19 protein-coding genes are annotated in these 16847 nt (G+C 66.5%); 4 read left to right on the top strand and 15 right to left on the bottom strand.

The window, feature by feature from the left end:
- Positions 1-125: 125 nt before the first annotated feature.
- The 6 genes from EPO41_RS07055 to EPO41_RS07030 all read right to left on the bottom strand — a co-directional run bounded on the left by EPO41_RS07055 (position 126) and on the right by EPO41_RS07030 (position 7312).
- Positions 126-2402, bottom strand: a complete 2277-nt coding sequence (locus EPO41_RS07055; RefSeq protein WP_296322414.1) for a xanthine dehydrogenase family protein molybdopterin-binding subunit — start codon at positions 2400-2402, stop codon at positions 126-128.
- Positions 2399-2875 (bottom strand): (2Fe-2S)-binding protein, encoded by a 477-nt coding sequence (locus EPO41_RS07050; protein WP_296322410.1) that lies wholly within the window; start codon positions 2873-2875, stop codon positions 2399-2401. Before EPO41_RS07050 ends, EPO41_RS07055 begins: the two co-directional genes overlap by 4 nt.
- Before the next feature lie 4 nt (positions 2876-2879).
- Positions 2880-3746: a xanthine dehydrogenase family protein subunit M gene (locus EPO41_RS07045; protein WP_296322407.1), complete on the bottom strand. Its 867-nt coding sequence runs from the start codon at positions 3744-3746 to the stop codon at positions 2880-2882.
- Between the two features lie 153 nt (positions 3747-3899).
- Positions 3900-5336, bottom strand: coding sequence for a ribosome biogenesis GTPase Der (der, locus tag EPO41_RS07040; RefSeq protein ID WP_296322404.1), 1437 nt, complete (start codon positions 5334-5336; stop codon positions 3900-3902).
- The gene (locus EPO41_RS07035; RefSeq protein ID WP_296322400.1) at positions 5323-6642 is read right to left on the bottom strand and encodes a PQQ-binding-like beta-propeller repeat protein; all 1320 of its coding nucleotides are present in this window, start codon (positions 6640-6642) and stop codon (positions 5323-5325) included. The genes der and EPO41_RS07035 overlap by 14 nt, the downstream gene beginning before the upstream one ends.
- A 22-nt stretch (positions 6643-6664) precedes the next feature.
- Complete coding sequence (locus tag EPO41_RS07030; RefSeq protein ID WP_296322397.1) at positions 6665-7312, bottom strand: tetratricopeptide repeat protein; 648 nt, start codon at positions 7310-7312, stop codon at positions 6665-6667.
- A gap of 162 nt (positions 7313-7474) precedes the next feature.
- Between EPO41_RS07030 and EPO41_RS07025 the strand changes: the two genes are divergently transcribed.
- Positions 7475-7810 carry a DUF2794 domain-containing protein gene (locus EPO41_RS07025; protein WP_296322393.1) on the top strand — a complete coding sequence of 112 codons (336 nt, stop codon included), beginning with the start codon at positions 7475-7477 and terminating at the stop codon, positions 7808-7810.
- A 2-nt stretch (positions 7811-7812) separates the two neighbouring features.
- Here the strand turns inward: EPO41_RS07025 and EPO41_RS07020 are convergent, their stop codons facing one another.
- Both EPO41_RS07020 and EPO41_RS07015 read right to left on the bottom strand, forming a co-directional pair.
- Positions 7813-8028 (bottom strand): bacteriocin, encoded by a 216-nt coding sequence (locus EPO41_RS07020; RefSeq protein ID WP_296322391.1) that lies wholly within the window; start codon positions 8026-8028, stop codon positions 7813-7815.
- A 208-nt stretch (positions 8029-8236) separates the two neighbouring features.
- The gene (locus EPO41_RS07015) at positions 8237-8578 is read right to left on the bottom strand and encodes an ArsC family reductase (RefSeq protein WP_296322389.1); all 342 of its coding nucleotides are present in this window, start codon (positions 8576-8578) and stop codon (positions 8237-8239) included.
- Between the two features lie 97 nt (positions 8579-8675).
- Between EPO41_RS07015 and EPO41_RS07010 the strand changes: the two genes are divergently transcribed.
- Positions 8676-9056 carry a hypothetical protein gene (locus tag EPO41_RS07010; RefSeq protein ID WP_296322386.1) on the top strand — a complete coding sequence of 127 codons (381 nt, stop codon included), beginning with the start codon at positions 8676-8678 and terminating at the stop codon, positions 9054-9056.
- Here the strand turns inward: EPO41_RS07010 and EPO41_RS07005 are convergent, their stop codons facing one another.
- Genes EPO41_RS07005 through cysG form a run of 4 tightly spaced genes read right to left on the bottom strand, consistent with a single transcriptional unit; the run spans position 9057 to position 12816 of the window.
- Complete coding sequence (locus EPO41_RS07005; protein ID WP_296322383.1) at positions 9057-9500, bottom strand: DUF934 domain-containing protein; 444 nt, start codon at positions 9498-9500, stop codon at positions 9057-9059. It abuts the gene before it with no gap.
- Positions 9487-11160, bottom strand: a complete 1674-nt coding sequence (locus EPO41_RS07000) for a nitrite/sulfite reductase (protein WP_296322380.1) — start codon at positions 11158-11160, stop codon at positions 9487-9489. Before EPO41_RS07000 ends, EPO41_RS07005 begins: the two co-directional genes overlap by 14 nt.
- Complete coding sequence (locus EPO41_RS06995; protein WP_296322377.1) at positions 11153-11467, bottom strand: DUF2849 domain-containing protein; 315 nt, start codon at positions 11465-11467, stop codon at positions 11153-11155. Before EPO41_RS06995 ends, EPO41_RS07000 begins: the two co-directional genes overlap by 8 nt.
- Complete coding sequence (gene cysG / locus EPO41_RS06990; protein ID WP_296322374.1) at positions 11467-12816, bottom strand: siroheme synthase CysG; 1350 nt, start codon at positions 12814-12816, stop codon at positions 11467-11469. Before cysG ends, EPO41_RS06995 begins: the two co-directional genes overlap by 1 nt.
- 319 nt (positions 12817-13135) lie before the next feature.
- On the opposite strand from cysG, the gene EPO41_RS06985 reads away from it, so the two are divergent.
- A complete protein-coding gene (locus tag EPO41_RS06985) occupies positions 13136-13588 on the top strand; it encodes an Hsp20 family protein (RefSeq protein ID WP_296322372.1) in 453 nt (150 codons plus the stop codon).
- A 106-nt stretch (positions 13589-13694) separates the two neighbouring features.
- On the opposite strand, the gene EPO41_RS06980 is transcribed toward EPO41_RS06985, so the two are convergent.
- Positions 13695-14624, bottom strand: a complete 930-nt coding sequence (locus EPO41_RS06980) for a fumarylacetoacetate hydrolase family protein (protein ID WP_296322370.1) — start codon at positions 14622-14624, stop codon at positions 13695-13697.
- The gene (locus EPO41_RS06975) at positions 14621-14953 is read right to left on the bottom strand and encodes a carboxymuconolactone decarboxylase family protein (RefSeq protein ID WP_296322368.1); all 333 of its coding nucleotides are present in this window, start codon (positions 14951-14953) and stop codon (positions 14621-14623) included. The genes EPO41_RS06980 and EPO41_RS06975 overlap by 4 nt, the downstream gene beginning before the upstream one ends.
- 63 nt (positions 14954-15016) lie before the next feature.
- Here EPO41_RS06975 and EPO41_RS06970 point away from each other — a divergent pair, with 63 nt between their 5' ends.
- Positions 15017-15964 carry a hypothetical protein gene (locus EPO41_RS06970; protein WP_296322364.1) on the top strand — a complete coding sequence of 316 codons (948 nt, stop codon included), beginning with the start codon at positions 15017-15019 and terminating at the stop codon, positions 15962-15964.
- Between the two features lie 9 nt (positions 15965-15973).
- On the opposite strand, the gene EPO41_RS06965 is transcribed toward EPO41_RS06970, so the two are convergent.
- Complete coding sequence (locus EPO41_RS06965) at positions 15974-16843, bottom strand: fumarylacetoacetate hydrolase family protein (RefSeq protein ID WP_296322361.1); 870 nt, start codon at positions 16841-16843, stop codon at positions 15974-15976.
- Positions 16844-16847: the final 4 nt, after the last annotated feature.

Here is a 16847-nt window from a genome sequence, read left to right as displayed (position 1 = left end):
TCCCCCAAGAGCCAGACGGCTTCATTGTAGGACTGCCGCTCGACCGGCCGCCACGCCCCGAATACGCAGAACTGGATGCCTTCTGCGAAGCCCTCCGGGAGACTCCCCGGAGGGCCGCAGCCGCCCTATTCGGCGGCCATGTCCATCGCCGCCAGCACCTTCGGCGGCGACATCGGCAGGCTGTAGAAGCGGCGTCCGAGCGCGTCGTAGATGGCGTTCGACACGGCAGCCAGCGGCGGCACCAGCGGGACCTCGCCGACGCCGCGGACGCCCTGCGGATGCTTCGGGTTCGGGATCTCCAGGATCACCGAATCCAGCATCGGCAGGTCGGAGCTGACCGGCATGCGATAGTCGAGGAAGCTCGGATTATCGAGCTTGCCATCCTTGTTGTAGATGTACTCCTCGCTCAGGGCCCAGCCGATGCCCTGGGCGGCGCCACCCTGGATCTGGCCCTCGACATAGCTGGGATGGATGGCGCGGCCGACATCCTGGAAGGCCGTGTAGCGCAGAACGCGCACAATGCCGAGATCGGGATCGACCTCGACGTCGCAGACATGGGTGGCGAAACCGCCTTCGGCGCCCGTCGTGTTGAGCTGCTGGCCGGCGCCGATCGGGCCGCCGGTGGCGTTCGCCTGCGCCGCGATCTGGCCGAGGCTGAGCGGCTCGAACTTGCCGGCATTGTCGCCGGCCGGCCGGGCCTCGCCATTTTCCCAGACGACCGCGTCGGGATCGATCTTCCAGATCTTGGCCGCGCGTTCGCGGAGCTGGGTAATGACCCGTTCCGTCGAGTGCGTCACGACCATGGCCGAGGCATAGGTCACGCGGCTGCCGCCGGTCAGGTTGCTGAAGCCGATGACGCTCGTATCGCCGATCAGCACCGAGACCTTCTTGTAGTCGATGCCCAGGATCTCGGCGGTGATGTTGGCCGTCGAGGCCCGCGAGCCGCCGATGTCGGGATGGCCGGTGATCACCACGACCGTACCGTCCTCGTTGATGTTGACCTGGGCGCTCGACTCGCCGCCGGCGTTGAACCAGAAGCCCGAGGCCACGCCACGTCCGTACAGCATGCCCTTCTTCGCCGTGGGCAGCGGCGTCGTGTAGTGCGGGTGCTTCTTCGCCTCCTCGATCGTCTCGACGAAGCCGATGCGCGGATAGACAGGCCCGTGCGCGGCCTTGGTGCCCTGCCTGGCCGCGTTCTTCAGACGGAAATCCAGCGGATCCATCTTCAGCGCCTCGGCCACCTCGTCCATCACGCATTCCACGGCATAGGCACCGATCGGCGCACCGGGCGCGCGATAGGCCGCGACCTTGGAGCGGTTGGAGACCACGTCGTAGCCGAACGAGTGCACGTTCGGGATGTCGTAGGGCGCGAAAGCGCAGCCGGCCGCGCCGCGGATGGGAGAACCCGGCAGCGCGCCGGCCTGCAGGCAGAAAGTGCCCTGCGCCGCCACCAGCTTGCCATCCTTCGTCGCGCCCAGCTTGACCGTGCTGAAGGACCCCGAGGTCGGGCCCGAGGCATGGAAGACCTCGGCCCGGCTCATGGTCATCTTCACCGGCCGGCCGGATTTCTTCGCCAGGATCAGAGCCAGCGGCTCCAGGTAGATGATGGTCTTGCCGCCGAAGCCGCCACCGATCTCGGCGGGGATCGCGCGGATGTCGTTCTGGGGCAATCCCGTCAGATAGGCGCACATCGCGCGGACCATGAACTGGCCCTGGCTCGAACTCCAGATCGTGGCCTTGCCGTCGGAGACGCTGACCAGGCAGGCATGCGGCTCGATATAGCCCTGGTGGACCGGCTGGGTGCGGAAGCTGCGCTCGATGACGACGTCGGCCTTCGCGAAACCTTCGCCGATGTCACCCAGCTTGTGCTCCAGCGTGCCGGCAATGTTCGACGGCTTGTCCTTGTACTTGATGAAGTCGTGCAGGATCGGCGCGTCGGGCTTCATCGCCTCCTCGACGTCGATCACGAAGGGCAGCACCTCGTACTCGACCTCGATCAGCTTGCAGGCTTCCGCCGCGATCTTCTCCGTGGTTGCCGCGACCGCCGCGACCGGATGTCCGGCGAACAGCGCCTTCTCGCGCGCCATGACGTTGCGGCACATCCAGCGCATGTCCTGGATGCCCAGCATCACCGACTTCTCGATCGGGAAGTTCACGATGTCCTTGGCCGTCATCACGGCCTTGACGCCGGGATGGGCTTCGGCCTTGCTGGTGTCGATCGACTTGATGCGCGCGTGCGGATGCGGGCTGCGCAGGACCTTGCCCCAGATCATGCCGGGCATGGTGGTGTCGGCGGCATAGGCCGCGCGGCCTGTCACCTTGTCGGCGCCATCGGGACGGATCGTGCGCTTGCCGATCCACTTGTTGTCGTTGGCGGTGTCGGTGCTCCCAGTCGTGCTCATTGTGCGGCCCTCATTTCGGCAGCGGTTTCCATCACGGCGCGGATGATCTTGTCGTAACCCGTGCAGCGGCACAGGTTGCCGGCCAGCCAGAAGCGGACCTCGTGCTCGGTCGGATCGGGGTTCTTCTCGAGCAGCGCCTTGGCGGCCATCAGCACGCCCGGCGTGCAGATGCCACACTGGAGCGCTGCCGATTCCAGGAACTTCTGCTGCAACGGATGCAGCTCCTCGCCGGCCATGCCCTCGATGGTGCCGATCTTCTGCCCCTCGGCCTCGGCCGCCAGCATCAGGCAGGAGCAGACGATGCGGCCGTTCAGGGTGACGGTGCAGGCGCCGCAGTCGCCGGTGCCGCAACCTTCCTTCGCACCGGTCAGGCCGAGCGGCCCGCGCAGCACGTCGAGCATGCTCTGTTCGGCGTCGCACAGGAATTCCTGCGGCTCGCCGTTGATCGTGGTGGAGACGTGGAGCTTTGCCATGGTCTTATTTTCCCCCCGCGCGTTCGGCGGCAATGAGTGCGGTGCGCTTCAGCAGGACGCCGGCGACCTTGGTGCGATAGGCGATGGTGCCGCGCTTGTCGTCGATGGGACGGCAGGCGGCGCTGCAGGCGGCGGCGGCCTTGGCCAGCGCCGCGTCGTCGAGCTTCGAGCCGATCAGCGCCTTCGCCGCGTCCTCGACCAGCAATACCGTCGGCGCGACGGCGCCGAGACCGACGCGCGCGTCGGTGCAGGTGCCGTTGTCGAGCGTCAGGCTGACGCCGCAGCCCACGACGGCGATGTCCATCTCGGTGCGCGGGATCATGCGCAGGTAGGCATCGCTCGAGCCCTTCGGCCGCGGCGGCAGGTTGAAGGAAACGACGATCTCGCCCGGCTCGAGGTTGAGGCGGCCCGGTCCCTTCGGCACCTTCTCCACGGCAAGCTCGCGGCGTCCGTTCGGCCCCTGGATGGTGACGATGGCGCCGGCCGCGACCATGGCCGGCACGCTGTCGCCCGCGGGCGAACCGTTGCACAGGTTGCCACCCGGCGTGGCGCGGCCCTGCACCTGGGTCGAACCGATCAGGTTGGTGGCCTCGACGACCCCCGGCCAGACCTTACTGACCCTGGGGTGTTCGCGCAGCACGGCACCCGAGACGGCGGCGCCGATCCGGAAGCCCCCGTCCCTGGTCTCCTCGATCGTGGTCAGCTCGGCGATCTTCTTGATATCGACGATCGTTCCCGGAGAAACGATCCCGGTGCGCATCTGGACCAGCAGGTCGGTCCCTCCGGCCAGGATCCGGCCGGTGCCGGCCGCCGCGGCAAACGCCCGAACCGCCTCGTCGAGCGTCTTCGGCGCTACGTACTGGACATCCATCGTTCTACCCTTTCATCCCGTCGGCGGCTGCGGCGCAGCTCGTTATTTCGACTTTGTTGGAATGAAGCCTAGGGCAGCAGGTCGGTGCGGGGCAAGGCGCCTCTGCTGCACCGGCCGCGATGCGGCCGATGGCGGGCTGAGCTCCGCGTAGCCCTATCGCTGCGGCTTGCGCCGTCCTTCGTAGGGATTCTTCGGCTTGCGCATGCTGAGCCGGATCGGAACCCCCGGCATGTCGAAGTCGTCGCGCAGACGGTTCGTCAGGAAGCGCAGATAGTCCGCACCCAGCTCCTGCGGCTGGCTGACCGACAGAATGAAGGTCGGCGGCCGGCGCTTGATCTGGGTCATGAAGCGCAGCCGGATGCGGCGGCCGTTGGGGGCGAGCGGCGGCGGATGCAGCACCTCCATCTCGCGCAGCCAGCGGTTGAGCTTGGGCGTCGTGACCCGCTTGTTCCAGATCTCGTAGGTCTCGAAGACCTTGGGCAGCAGGCGTTCGACCCCACGTCCGGTCAGCGCCGAGAAGCCGACGATCGGCACGTCCTTCACCTGGGCGAACGACGCTTCCAGCCGGTCCCGCAGCTTGCGCCACTGTTTCGACGACCCTGACTGGTCGTCGGCCAGCAGGTCAGTCTTGTTGACCGCGATCACCAGCGCGCGGCCCTCCTCGATCACCCAGCCGGCGATGTTGAGATCCTGCTTCTCGGCCATGTCGGCTGCGTCCAGCACGACCACCACCACGTCGGCGAGCCGGATCGTGTCGAGCGTGTCGGCCACCGAGGCGGCCTCGAGTTTGGCCTCGATGCGGCTGCGGCGGCGCATGCCGGCGGTGTCCACCAGGCGCACGGGGCGGCCGCGCCATTGCCACTCGACCCGGATCGAATCGCGCGTAATGCCGGCCTCGGGCCCGGTGAGGACCCGTTCCTCACCCACCAGCCGGTTGAGCAGCGTCGACTTGCCGACATTCGGCCGGCCGACGATGGCCAGCAGCAGCGGCCGGCCCTCGGGCACGTCCTCGAGATCGGGATCGCTCACGCCGGCGTCGCCCGCTTCCTCCTCGTCCGGCATCGGCTCGATGTGCCGGCCCAGCGCCTCGTGCAGGTCGCTCAGCCCTTCGCCATGCTCGGCCGAAACCGGGATCGGCTCGCCAAGCCCGAGCCCATGCGCCTCGGCGAGCCCCTGTTGGCCGGCACGCCCCTCGCACTTGTTGGCAACCAGGATCACCTTGGCCGAGCGCTTGCGCAGCCAGCTCGCGAAGCTCTCGTCGAGCGGCAGGATTCCGGAGCGCGCGTCGATCAGGAACAGGACGACATCGGACGACTCGACCGCGCGCTCGGTGAAGCGCCGCATGCGAGCCTCGAGCGCCTCGCCGCCGGCGGTTTCCCAGCCCGCGGTGTCGAGCAGCATGAAGGCGAGGTCGCCCAGCTGCGCCGGCTGCTCGCGAATGTCGCGTGTGACGCCCGGCGTATCGTCGACGATGGCGCGGCGGCGGCCGACCAGCCGGTTGAACAGCGTGGACTTGCCGACGTTGGGACGGCCGACGATGGCGACCCGGCGCAGCCCGTGGGTGGTGGGCCGATCTTCAGCGGAGGGCAATGAGTCGCCCGGAATCTGTGAGGACGTAGATCGTCCGGTTGGCAATGACCGGACCGAGGCGCACGCGGTCGCGCACGTCGATCTTGCCCATGACTTCGCCAGTATAGGGCGAGACGGCCAGCAGATCGCCCAGCGAGCTGGTCAGCAGGAGGCGGTCACCCGCCAGCACCGGACCGCCCCACAGGACCGGCACGCGTTTCTTGTCGTCCTCGTACCGGGTGAGCGGCGTGACCCAGCGGACCTTGCCGGTGTCGCGGACCATGGCCACCACGTCGGCATTGCCCGTCATCACGAAAAGGAAGCGGCCCGCCGTCCACGGCGTCTGACTACCGCCGATGTTGCGATCCCACTGGCGCTGGCCCGAACGGAGGTCGATGCCGGCGATCTGGCCGGCCGACCCCATCGCGATCACGAGGCCGCGGTCGATCACGGGGCGGCCGCGAATGTCGGCCAGGTTGCCGAAGGCGCGGATGTCGGCGCGTGCGCCGATCAGAGATTCGTTCCAGATCGGCCGGCCGTTGTCGGCGCGCAGCGCCACGACCTCCCCCGACGTAAACGGCGCGACGACGGTGTCGCCGGACCCCGCCGGGCTGTTGCCGCCGACATATCCCGACGTTTCCTGCAGACCGGGGAACTGCCAGAGGTCGGAGCCGTCGGAAGCGGCGAGTGCATGCAGCTTGTTGTCGATGGCGATGACGTAGACCCGGTCGTTGAACACCAGCGGCGCCCCTCGAACCGGCGCACTGACGCCCGAGTTCCAGTCCTCCTTGCCGGTGTTCGGGTCGAGCGAATAGACCATCGCGAAACCCGTCGTCACGAACAGCTTTCCGCCGTAGTAAGCCAGGCCGCCGCCGAATTCGTCGGAGTCCCGCGCTTTCTCCGGCGCCAGCGTGACCCGCCACAGCAGCGCGCCCGTGTCGGCATTGAAGGCCGAGACGGTGCCCTGCGCGTCCTTGGCGAACACCTTGCCCTCGGCGACGACCGGCGGCGTCGTCAGGATGCGGTTCGAGCTGGTGCCCGCGCCGACGTCAGCCGTCCAGATGATCTGCGGCGACGCCCCGATCGCCAGATTGTGCATGGCGTAGTTCGCGAAACCGCCGGATTGCGGCCACGACTCGTTTACCGTCGGCGGCGGCAGCACGACCTGCATGTTGGCGACATCGCTGTCGGGCTCGAGATCCTTGCGATCGCCCAGAACGGAAATCCGCTCCCCCGGCAATGCCGTCTTCCTCTTTTCGAAGATATCGCAGCCTGAAAGGGAGACCACCAGCAGGACGGCGGCGAGAAGGAAACGGGGATCGGCCACGCGCAATACGCTCGACATCGGACTACTTCGCCTCCGCGCCGCCATGGAGATTGAGCATGGCCGAGACGCGCTGCGAAGCGCCCTGCGGCACGGCCGGATCCTTGGCGATCTCATTCCACAATTCCTTCGCACGCTTGGTATCGCCCTTCCGCGCGGCCAGCATCGCCTGCAGTTCGCGCACGCTCAGCCGGAACGGACGGCCCGGCGCCGCGAGCGGCTCAAGCCTGGCGACCATCTCCTCGGCCTTGGGCGTGTCGATGCTCTTGAAAGCGGCGATCACCAGGGCGAGGTCGGTGAGTTCCGTCGCCGACAGGCTGGGGGCTACCGCGGAAAGCGCGGTCACCTGCTCCTCGAGCGTGGCGCGGAGCTGCGCGGCGGTGAGCGCGGCCAGGGAACGGTAGGGTTGGAGGGCGTTGGCCGCCTGCTTCTCCAGCTCGGCCCGCGCCGCGGCCGGGTCCGTCGCGATCTGCGCCAGGGCGGCCGAATAGGCAGCGCTCGCGGCGGCACGCTGCGCCCGATCGTACTGGCGCCAACCCACGAATCCCGTGACGGCCACGACGATCACGACGGCGCCGACCACCACCCAGGTGCCGTACCGACGCCACCACTCCTTCATCTCGTCCTTGCGGACGGCCTCGTCGATCTCATGGAACGCGGCGGAGTCGGACACGTAGTGCTCCCGGAATATCGCGGAAAATCAACAGCTTCAGCGGCGGTTCATAGCCCCCCGTCCAAGCTTTGGCAAACCACCGAATGGGGTTGCAGGACGCTTTACCCCCATCGGCGGTTCTGCAAGAATTCACATCACTGAAATGTTCGAAGTCGCGGTGGCATGACCAATCTGTACCGTTTGGCCGATCAGCGAGCCCGGCGCCGGATCGTCTCGTTCGACAAGCGGGAATTGTCGCGGCTTCTCGGTCTGTACAGCATGCGTGTGGCAACCGGCGAATGGCGCGACTACGCCATCGATTTCCGGCCGGGCATGGCGATCTTCTCGATCTTCCGCCACACCGCCGAGCAGCCGCTGTTCGCCATCGCCAAGGTGCCGGGCGGCGGCAGCGGCGGCGCCTATATGGTCTACAATGGGCCCCGCAAGCTGGCGCACGGCGAGACGCTCGAAGACGTGCTGCGCGTCTTCGACCGCAAGCTCAAGCTCCTGCTGGGATAGTGCTACTTCTTCGGCGTGGTCGCCGCGCCGATGCCGGCGCCGACGGCCGTGCCGACCAGCACGGGCGCGACCAGCGGCCAGCCAGCAATCGCGCCGACCGCAAGACCGGTGCCTGCGCCGATGCCGCCGCCAGTCACGGCGCGTTCACCCCAGGTATCGCCGCAGGCGGCGACGGACAGGGCGAGCGGAAGGGCGAGAAGCGGAACAGCGATCTTCATTTCAGACCTCGGATAAATGAGGGGAGCTGCGAAAGCAGCCGACAGAAATCAATTATCATGGCCAAGCAAGGCCTTATGCGGTGATCTTTCGCGATTTCCCCTGATATGTCAATTGGGTCAATTATCTAATTGATATATATGATTTTATTGTCATTTTCTGGTCGCCACTGTGACATTGAACCTGGCCCGAGCGACGTCCACGGAGCGCCTAGGCCAAGGTCTCGTACTGGTCGGACTTGAAGCCGACGAGCAGCTTCGATCCAGCTTCGAGCACCGGCCGCTTGATCATCGAGGGCTGGGCAACCATCAGCGCGATCGCCCTGCTCTCGGTCAGCCCTTCTTTGTCCGCGTCAGGCAGCTTGCGGAAGGTCGTGCCGGCGCGGTTCAGCAGCACCTCCCAGCCGACCTTGCGGGCCCAGCCTTCGAGGCGGCCGCGATCGATGCCGGTTGCCTTATAGTCATGGAAGTCATAGGCGACGCCCCTCTTGTCGAGCCAGGCGCGCGCCTTCTTCATCGTGTCGCAGTTCTTGATGCCGTAGATCGTGATCATGCGTCCACGATCGGGGAGTCGGGGGTTGACGTCCAGTCCCTTGGAGGGGCCGCCAAGCGGCTCGACGGCAGCCGCGGGGTTTGCTTAAAGTCCGCCCATGCCCATCGAGTACACGATCGATCACGAAAAGCGCTTCGTTCACGCCCGCGTCATGGGCGTCATTGCGCTGAAGGACATCGAAGCCTTCACCGATGTCGTTGTGGCTCAGAACGCCCTCACCTATCGCAAGCTGTTCGACGGCAGCCAGGGTGACGGGACCTATGACGACCAGGATGTCATGGCCCTTGCTGCGCGTGCCGCTGCCTACGCCAGCCTCGCCAAGCGCGGACCTCTTGCGCTGGTCCCCAGGCCCGGCTTTGGCGCCGACCTCGCCCGACGCTTCATCAATCTCGGCAAGTTTACCGGACAGGCGCAGATTTTCGAGTCGGCCGAGGAAGGGCTGAAGTGGCTGGAAGCCCAGCCGGAAGGCGAACCCTGATCAGGACGCCGCGGCGTTGTCGTGCCCCAGTCGACGAAGTGATACCGGCACCTGATCGTCCTCGGCCGGCTGGTAGACAACGCTGAACAGGGTCCGCGCCCGGGCGAGCGCCTCACCGAACCCCTGCTGCTCGCTTTCGAACGAATCGAACCCGCAGCGGAGCATGAATGCGACCTGGTCCTGCAGAACGCCGCCCGTGGCCCGCAACTCGCCGCGGTAGCCAAGCCGGCCGCGCAGCAGGCGTGCCTGGCTGTAGGCGCGACCGTCGCTGAACCTGGGGAATTCGAGCACGATCAGGCGCAGGCGACCGAGATGCGGCGCCAGATCCTCGACCGGATCGGTGTTGGCCAGCGACACCGCTGGCCATTCGGGCCGCAACTGCCACTCGCTCAACGGCAGAGCAACGTAGGATGCGGGCAGCCCCGATTCGCTAAACAGCGCCATAGACTCTCTCCTTGAAGGGCTGGGCGCCGATGCGCCGGTAGGTATCGACAAAGCGTTCGCCCGTCTCGCGGGCGTCGAGATAGGTGGCGACCAGGGCATCGACCGCCTCGACCACCTTGTCCGCCGTCACGGCGGGTCCGAGGATCGCGCCGATCGCCGTCCTGCCGAAGTCGACGTCGCCGCCGAGGCTGATCTGGTAGAGCTCGACGCCGTTCTTGTCGACGCCGAGGATGCCGATGTGGCCGACGTGATGATGGCCGCAGGCATTGATGCAGCCCGAGATCTTGATCTTCAGGTCGCCGATATCGTGCTGCCGCGCGAGGCTCGCGAAATGGTTCGAGATGCGCTGCGCCACCGGGATCGAACGCGCATTGGCCAGCGCGCAATAATCGAGCCCAGGGCAGGCGATGATGTCGGTGATCTTGCCGACATTGGCTTCGGCAAAGCCCAGCGCCAGCAGCGAGCGGTAGACCTGCGGCAGATCCTCGACCGCGACATGCGGGAAGATCAGGTTCTGCTCGTGGCTCACCCGCAGCTCGGCCTGGCTGTAGGCCTCGGCGATGTCGGCGACGCCGTCCATCTGGGCGGCGCTGGCATCGCCCGGCGGCGCCCCGGCGGGCTTCAGCGAGGCCGTCACGATGGCATAGCCCGGAACGCGATGCGGCGCGACGTTGGACTTGAGCCACAGAGCGAAGTCCGGATCGCTGAAGCGCTGGGCTTCGACCAGACCTGATGTCGCCGGCCGCGGCGGCAGGTTCGGCGGCGCAAACTGGCGGGCGATCGCCTCGATCGTCCCGGCCGGCAGCTTCAAGGCGCCATCGCGGTTCGCGGCATACTCGGCCTCGACCTCCTCGCGCATCTTCTCCACGCCGACCTCGTGGACGAGGATCTTGATGCGCGCCTTGTAGAGATTGTCGCGACGGCCGTAGCGGTTGTAGACGCGCAAGGTCGATTCGAGATAGGCGAGCAGCTCGTTCTGCGGCAGGAATTCGCGCAGCGTCTTGCCGATCATCGGCGTGCGCCCGAGGCCGCCGCCCACGATCACCTCGAAGCCGACCTCGCCCTGCTCGTTGCGCCACAGGCGAAGCCCGATGTCGTGCACGCGCACCGCGGCGCGGTCGTTCGGCGAGCCGGTGATGGCGATCTTGAACTTGCGTGGCAGGAAGGTGAACTCGGGATGGAGTGTCGACCACTGGCGCACGATTTCCGCCCAGATACGCGGATCCTCGATCTCGTCGATGGCGGCGCCGGCATAGTGGTCGGCCGTCACGTTGCGGATACAGTTGCCCGAGGTCTGCATCGCATGCATGTCGACTTCGGCAAGCGCCGCCAGCGCGTCCGGCGCGTCTTCCAGCTTGATCCAGTTCAGCTGCAGGTTCTGGCGCGTCGTGAAGTGACCGTAACCGCGATCGTACTTGCGCGAGATGTCGGCGAGCTTGCGAAGCTGTCGTGACGAGAGCGTGCCGTAGGGGATGGCGATCCGCAGCATGTACGCGTGGAGCTGCAGGTAGAGGCCGTTGTGCAGGCGCAGCGGCTTGAACTGCTCCTCGGTCAGCTCGCCCGCCAGCCGGCGCCGCACCTGGTCGCGGAACTGGTCGACCCGCTCGGAGACCAGCGTGCGGTCGTAGCTGTCGTACCGGTAGAAATGGGTATCAGGCATAGCGCACCGCATCGGCCGCGATGGCGTGGAAGGTGAGGCCCGAGGCGCGGATCTTCTCGCGCAAGGACAGCGGCTCGATCATGCCGTCCTCATCTTCGGTCACCGCCACCAGGAACGGATCGACGACGCTGAAGGCCTCGACGCGTGCACGCTCCAGCAGGATCTCGGCGTTGCGCTGGTCGCGCGAGATCGCGGCATGTTCCAGGCGATCGGTCCACTGCCCGGCCTCGTCGAGCCAGACCACCATGCCGTCGACCAGACGGTTCGCCGACGCGACCTGCAGGTCGCCACTGAGATTCTTGGCCATCAGGACACCTTTGCGAGCGATGGGCTGGCAGACACGGCGGCATAGGCCGCGACGTCGCCCACGATGATGAGGCTGGGGCCGGCCGTGCCGCTTTCGGAGTGGGTGGCGGCGAGCCGCGCCAGGTCGCCGAGCCGGCCCGTGGAGACAAGCTGGTCGGGCCGCGTGCCGTTCTCGACGATGGCGACGGGCGTGGAGCGATCGGCGCCGGCGCCCAGGAGACGGTCGCGTACGGAGGGAGCTTCCGTGGCGCCCATGTAGATGGCGAGCGTGTGGCCTTCGCGGGCGAGCGACGCCCAGGCGGGCTGCTTGCCGTCCTTTGCGCTGTGTCCGCTGACGAAGGTCACAGCCGAGGCGTGTCGGCGGTGAGTGAGCGGAATGCCGGCCGAGGCCGCGCAGCCGAGCGCGGCGGTGATACCCGGCACCACCGTGTAGGCGAGGCCGGCGTCGCGCAGCGCGTCGACCTCCTCGCCGCCACGACCGAAGACGAACGGGTCCCCGGCTTTCAAGCGCACCACCGTCTGGCCGGCACGCACGCGGCGCACCAGCTCGGTATCGATATCGGCCTGCGCCCAGCTCGGACGGCCCTTGCGCTTGCCCACGGAAACGACCTCGGCGTCGCGGCGCGCCCGCGCCAGCACAGCCGGCGGCACGAGATCATCGTGCAGAATGGCGTCGGCTTCCTGGAGGAGCTGCGCTGCCCTCAGGGTCAGGAGGTCGGGATCACCCGGCCCGGCGCCCACGATGTGGGCGATGCCCGACGGCGTCATCTTGCGGCGCGCCGCATCGAGGTCGCCGAGCGCCACGCGGCGCGCGCCCGCCTCGTCGCCGGCCAGGGCCAGTCGTGCCGCGGGTCCCTCGACCAGGCGGCGGAAGAAGGCGCGACGACGGCCGGGATCGGCGATCAACGCATTGACCTGCGCCCGGAAAGTGGTCGCCAGCCGGGCGAGCACGTCCAGCCGCTCCGGCAACGCCGCCTCGATCCGGCCCCGCAGCACCGTCGCCAGGGTGGGCGATGCGCCACCGGTCGAGATCGCCACGACGACGCCGTCGCGATCGACGATGGCGGGCATGATGAAGTCGCAGAGCGCGGGGCGGTCGGCCACGTTCACCGGGACCCCGGCTGCCTTCGTCTGCCGGTGGACGGCGGCATCGGCGGCTTCATCGCCGGTGGCTACGAAGGCTGCCACGGCGCCCCGCAGATCCTGGGCGGTGAGCGAACGGGCATCGAGCCTGCGCACGTCCGCGCCCGCGGAGCGTGCCAGATCGGCCCGCAGATCCGCCTTCGGGCCCTCGCCCACGACCGCGACCTTGCGGCCGGCAAGATCGAAGAAGAGCGGCAGATGTTTCACGATACGGCCACCCGCAACACGATGTTGAGGGCGAGCATGCCGGCGGCCTGCGAGATCGACAGAACCCACCAACCAGCCTCGGAACGGGGAATGAACTTGGACATGCGATTACCGCCTTTGATCTGGCGATATCTCGCACATTAGCCATGAGACGAATTTCCGAAGGTTCTCCGGAAGGAAGCAAATCCTGCCGTTCAAGGTCTGCGAAAGGAAATTTTTACCGCCCTTGAAGCCGCCCTTCCCGCACCCAAATGAATGTCGTTCCCAGCGCCCATCCGGGGCGGGAACGTCCAACATCGCTCAAGAGAGGATGATCAAAATGCGTACTGTCGACTATTCCCCGTTCTACCGCGCCACCGTCGGCTTCGATCGGGTCTTCGACCTGCTCGACTCGGTGGCCAGCCAGTCCGGCGCCAACGGCTATCCCCCGTACAATATCGAGAAGGCTGGCGACAACGCCTACCGGATCGTGATGGCGGTTGCGGGCTTCGCCGAAGCCGAGCTGAACGTGACCCAGAAGGAGAACGAGCTCCTGGTCACCGGCCAGGCCGCGCCGAGCCAGGGCCAGGACGAGAAGCAGTATCTCTATCGTGGCATCGCCGGCCGCAACTTCGAGCGCCGCTTCCAGCTCGCTGACCACGTGAAGGTCACGGGCGCGAAGCTCGCCAACGGCCTGCTCACGATCGAGCTGCAGCGTGAGATCCCGGAGGAGAAGAAGCCCCGCGCGATCCCCGTCCAGGCTGGCAACGGCCAGGCGGCCCTCACCCACTAAGCAGGCAGCAGCCTGCTGTTTCCGAAGGGGCGTCGCGGGAAACCGCGGCGCCTTTTTTAGTTCATTGCTTTCCTCCCCCGTCATACGGGGGAGATGAAGGAGTGGGCTACTTCGCGTACTTGCCCGTGAGCTGCGGCGTATGCGGGCCCTCGCCGCCCTTCTCCTTGTGCTGGAGGCGCGTGGTGCGGGCCCAGGTGCGCTTCAGCTCGTCCTTCACGCTGAACTTCAGCGTGCCGATCTTCTCGACCGTCAGCTCGATCCTGTCGCCGTCCATGAATGAATGGAGACCGCGATGGTTGGTGCCGGTGGCAACGATGTCGCCGGGCTCCAGCGTATGGATCGAGCTCACCCATTCGATGATGCGCGGAATGTGATGCGCCATGTCCGAGGTGTTGAACTTCTGCATCACGGTGCCGTTGTTGGTCAGCGTGATGTTGAGGTTCTGCGGATCGGCGATCTCGTCGGCGGTGACGATGCACGGTCCGATCGGCGCGAAGGTGTCGCGAGACTTCATCTGGAAGAAGACGTTGCCCGGCGGCGGCAGGCCGCGGGCCGAGCCGTCGATGAAGCAGGTGTAACCGAAGATGTGCTTGAAGGCATCGGCCTGCGTCGCCCGCGTGGCACGCTTGCCGATGACCAGTGCCATCTCTGCCTCGCCCTCGAAGATCGTGGCCGGCGCATCGGGCAGCACCATCGTGTCGCCGTCGCCGATCACCGCAGTCGCAGCCTTGTGGAAGGCGTTGATGGCGGGCTTCTCCGGCAAGGTGCCGTCTTCCATGTAGTTCACCGCCATGCAGACGATGTTGCCGGGCTTCGGCACCGGCGGCCGCAGTTTCACGCCGGACACCGGCACGCCCTTGCCCTCGGCGGCGGCCTTTTCGACCTTCGCCTTGTAGGCGTCCCAGTTGGCGATGAGGCCGATGATGAGGTCCCGCGAATCGAGATGCGGGATGTCCTTCACGGCGTCCGTCACGTCGACCACCTGGTCGCCCTTGATGACGCCCAGCCGATAGTCATTGAAATAGCAGATCTTCACTTCTTCTCTCCCTCTTCGAGCACTTTCCTGGCGACGTTGGCGGCAGACATCGCGGTCGGCCAGCCGGAATAGAATGCGAGATGCGTGATGAGCTCGATCAGCTCGTCCTTTGTAACTCCATTGTTGATGGCACGGGCAAAGTGTCCCGTCTGCTGCTCGGTGCGGTTCATCGCCACCAGGGCTGCACACGTGATGAGGCTGCGGTCGCGCTTCGACAGGCCTGGCCGCTCCCAGACGTCACCGAACAGGACATCGTCGGTGAGCTCGATCAGCTTGGGAGCGAAGGAACGGAGCGCATCGCGCGGATTGGCAGCCGGCGGCTTGGACATGATTTCTCTCCTTTTCAGCCTTGGACGACGGCGTTAGCGTTCCTCCAAAGAACGGAGGAAACAATGGCCGTAATCAAGGCTGCGGAATTTGCCTGGCCCCGGATGGAAGCGCCCGATCTCGACGAGATGGAGGAGTTCCTCACCCATTTCGGACTGACCCGCGCCGAGCGCACGCCGACTGCCCTCTACATGCGCGGCACCGACGATCACCATCATCTGCATGTCGTGCACAAGGGCGGGACGAAGTTCATTGGCTTCGCCTACCATGCGGCCGGTGAGGACGACCTCGAGCGTCTTTCCCGGTTGCCCGGCGCCTCGGGCATCGAGACGCTGGATGAGCCCGGCGGCGGCAGGCGCGTGCGCCTCACCGAACCCAACGGCTACCAGATCGAAGTCGTGTCGGGACAGAAACGCGTCGAGCCGATCAAGGTCGCGCGCGACGAGCACAACACCGCCCGCGAGCCCGGCCGCAGGGTCGGACGGGTGATGCGGCTCGGCAAGTCGCCCACATCGATCCAGCGCATCGGCCATGGCGTGCTTTCGTCGCCCAGGGTCACCGAGACCGTGGCCTGGTTCCGCGAGACGCTGGGCATGATCCGTTCCGACGACGTCTATGTCGGCGAAAAGGACAACATCATCGGCTCGTTCAACCGGCTCGATCGCGGCGACGCCTATGTCGATCACCATGTCTTCTTCTGCAATCACAATCCGAAGGCCGGCCTGAACCACGTTTCCTACGAGGTCCAGGACATCGACTGCGTCTTCCAGGACCACGAGTACATCAAGCGGCTGGGCAAGTACGACCATATGTGGGGCATCGGTCGCCACCTGCTGGGCAGCCAGGTCTACGATTACTGGTGCGATCCCTGGGGCCGCGTGCATGAACGCTGGGCCGACACCGACCGCCTGAACGCGGCCAATGGCGGCAACCTGCTCAGCGCCGAGGAAGGCTTCCAGTCGCAATGGGGCGACCGGCCGCCGGACCGTTTCCTGGGTCACGCCAGCCCCTGAGGCCGTGCCCTACTTCGTCTTGAACTTGTCGGGCAGGCGCTCCTCGTTGCCGAGCGCCACCTTGCGCACGCCCTCGCTGTCGGGGCTGGGCGGAAAGCCCTCGGAGGCGCGCGGCGCCGGCGTCTCGACGACCGCGTTCGAGAGCCTGCCGACGCCCGTCACTTCGATGTCGATCGTGTCGCCGGCCTCGAGCGGGCGGGAGTTGGCAGGCGTACCCGTCAGCAGGATGTCGCCTGGCAGGAAGGTGATGTGGCGTGCGAGATCGGCGATCAGGTAGCCGCAGTCGAAGATCTGCTCGCTGACCGCGCCTTCCTGGACCATCTTGCCGTTCTTGTAGCTACGCAGGGTCGACTGCCGAACGTCGACGCCCGACACCAGGCCCGGCCCGATCGGGCAGAAACCGTCCATGCCCTTCACGCGCAGCATCGAGCCCGCGTCGGTGTCGCGGAAGTCGTGGCAGCCGAAGTCGTTGGCGGGCGCGAAGCCCGCGATGCAGTCCCAGGCTTCCTCGCGGCTCACGTTCTTGGTGACCTTCGCGAAGACGACGGCCATCTCGCCCTCGTAGTTCACGTACTTGTAGCCCTTGGGCTTCACCAGCTCGCCCTTGTGCGCGTTGAGTGCGGTCAGCGGCTTCTGGAAGTAGGTCGGCGTCTTCGGCGGCACGTGTGTGTTGTTGAACTCGTAGTAACGCGAGATGTAGTTCACATGGACGCACAGGATCTTGGTCGGATTGCACGGCGGCAGGTGAACGACGTCCTTCTCGTCGGCGGTGCGGCCGTCGGCGAAGACGATCCTGCCATCCTTGAATTCGACCCAATAGGCGCTGCCATCCTTGATGACATGGCGGACTTCCCTGCGCGGTCCCTCGAGTACGCTCATCTCA

The organism is Reyranella sp. (genome assembly GCF_004297265.1).
GTDB lineage: Bacteria > Pseudomonadota > Alphaproteobacteria > Reyranellales > Reyranellaceae > Reyranella.
The sequence above is the reverse complement of the archived record's forward strand: the minus strand, read 5'-3'. Positions and strand labels throughout refer to the sequence as shown.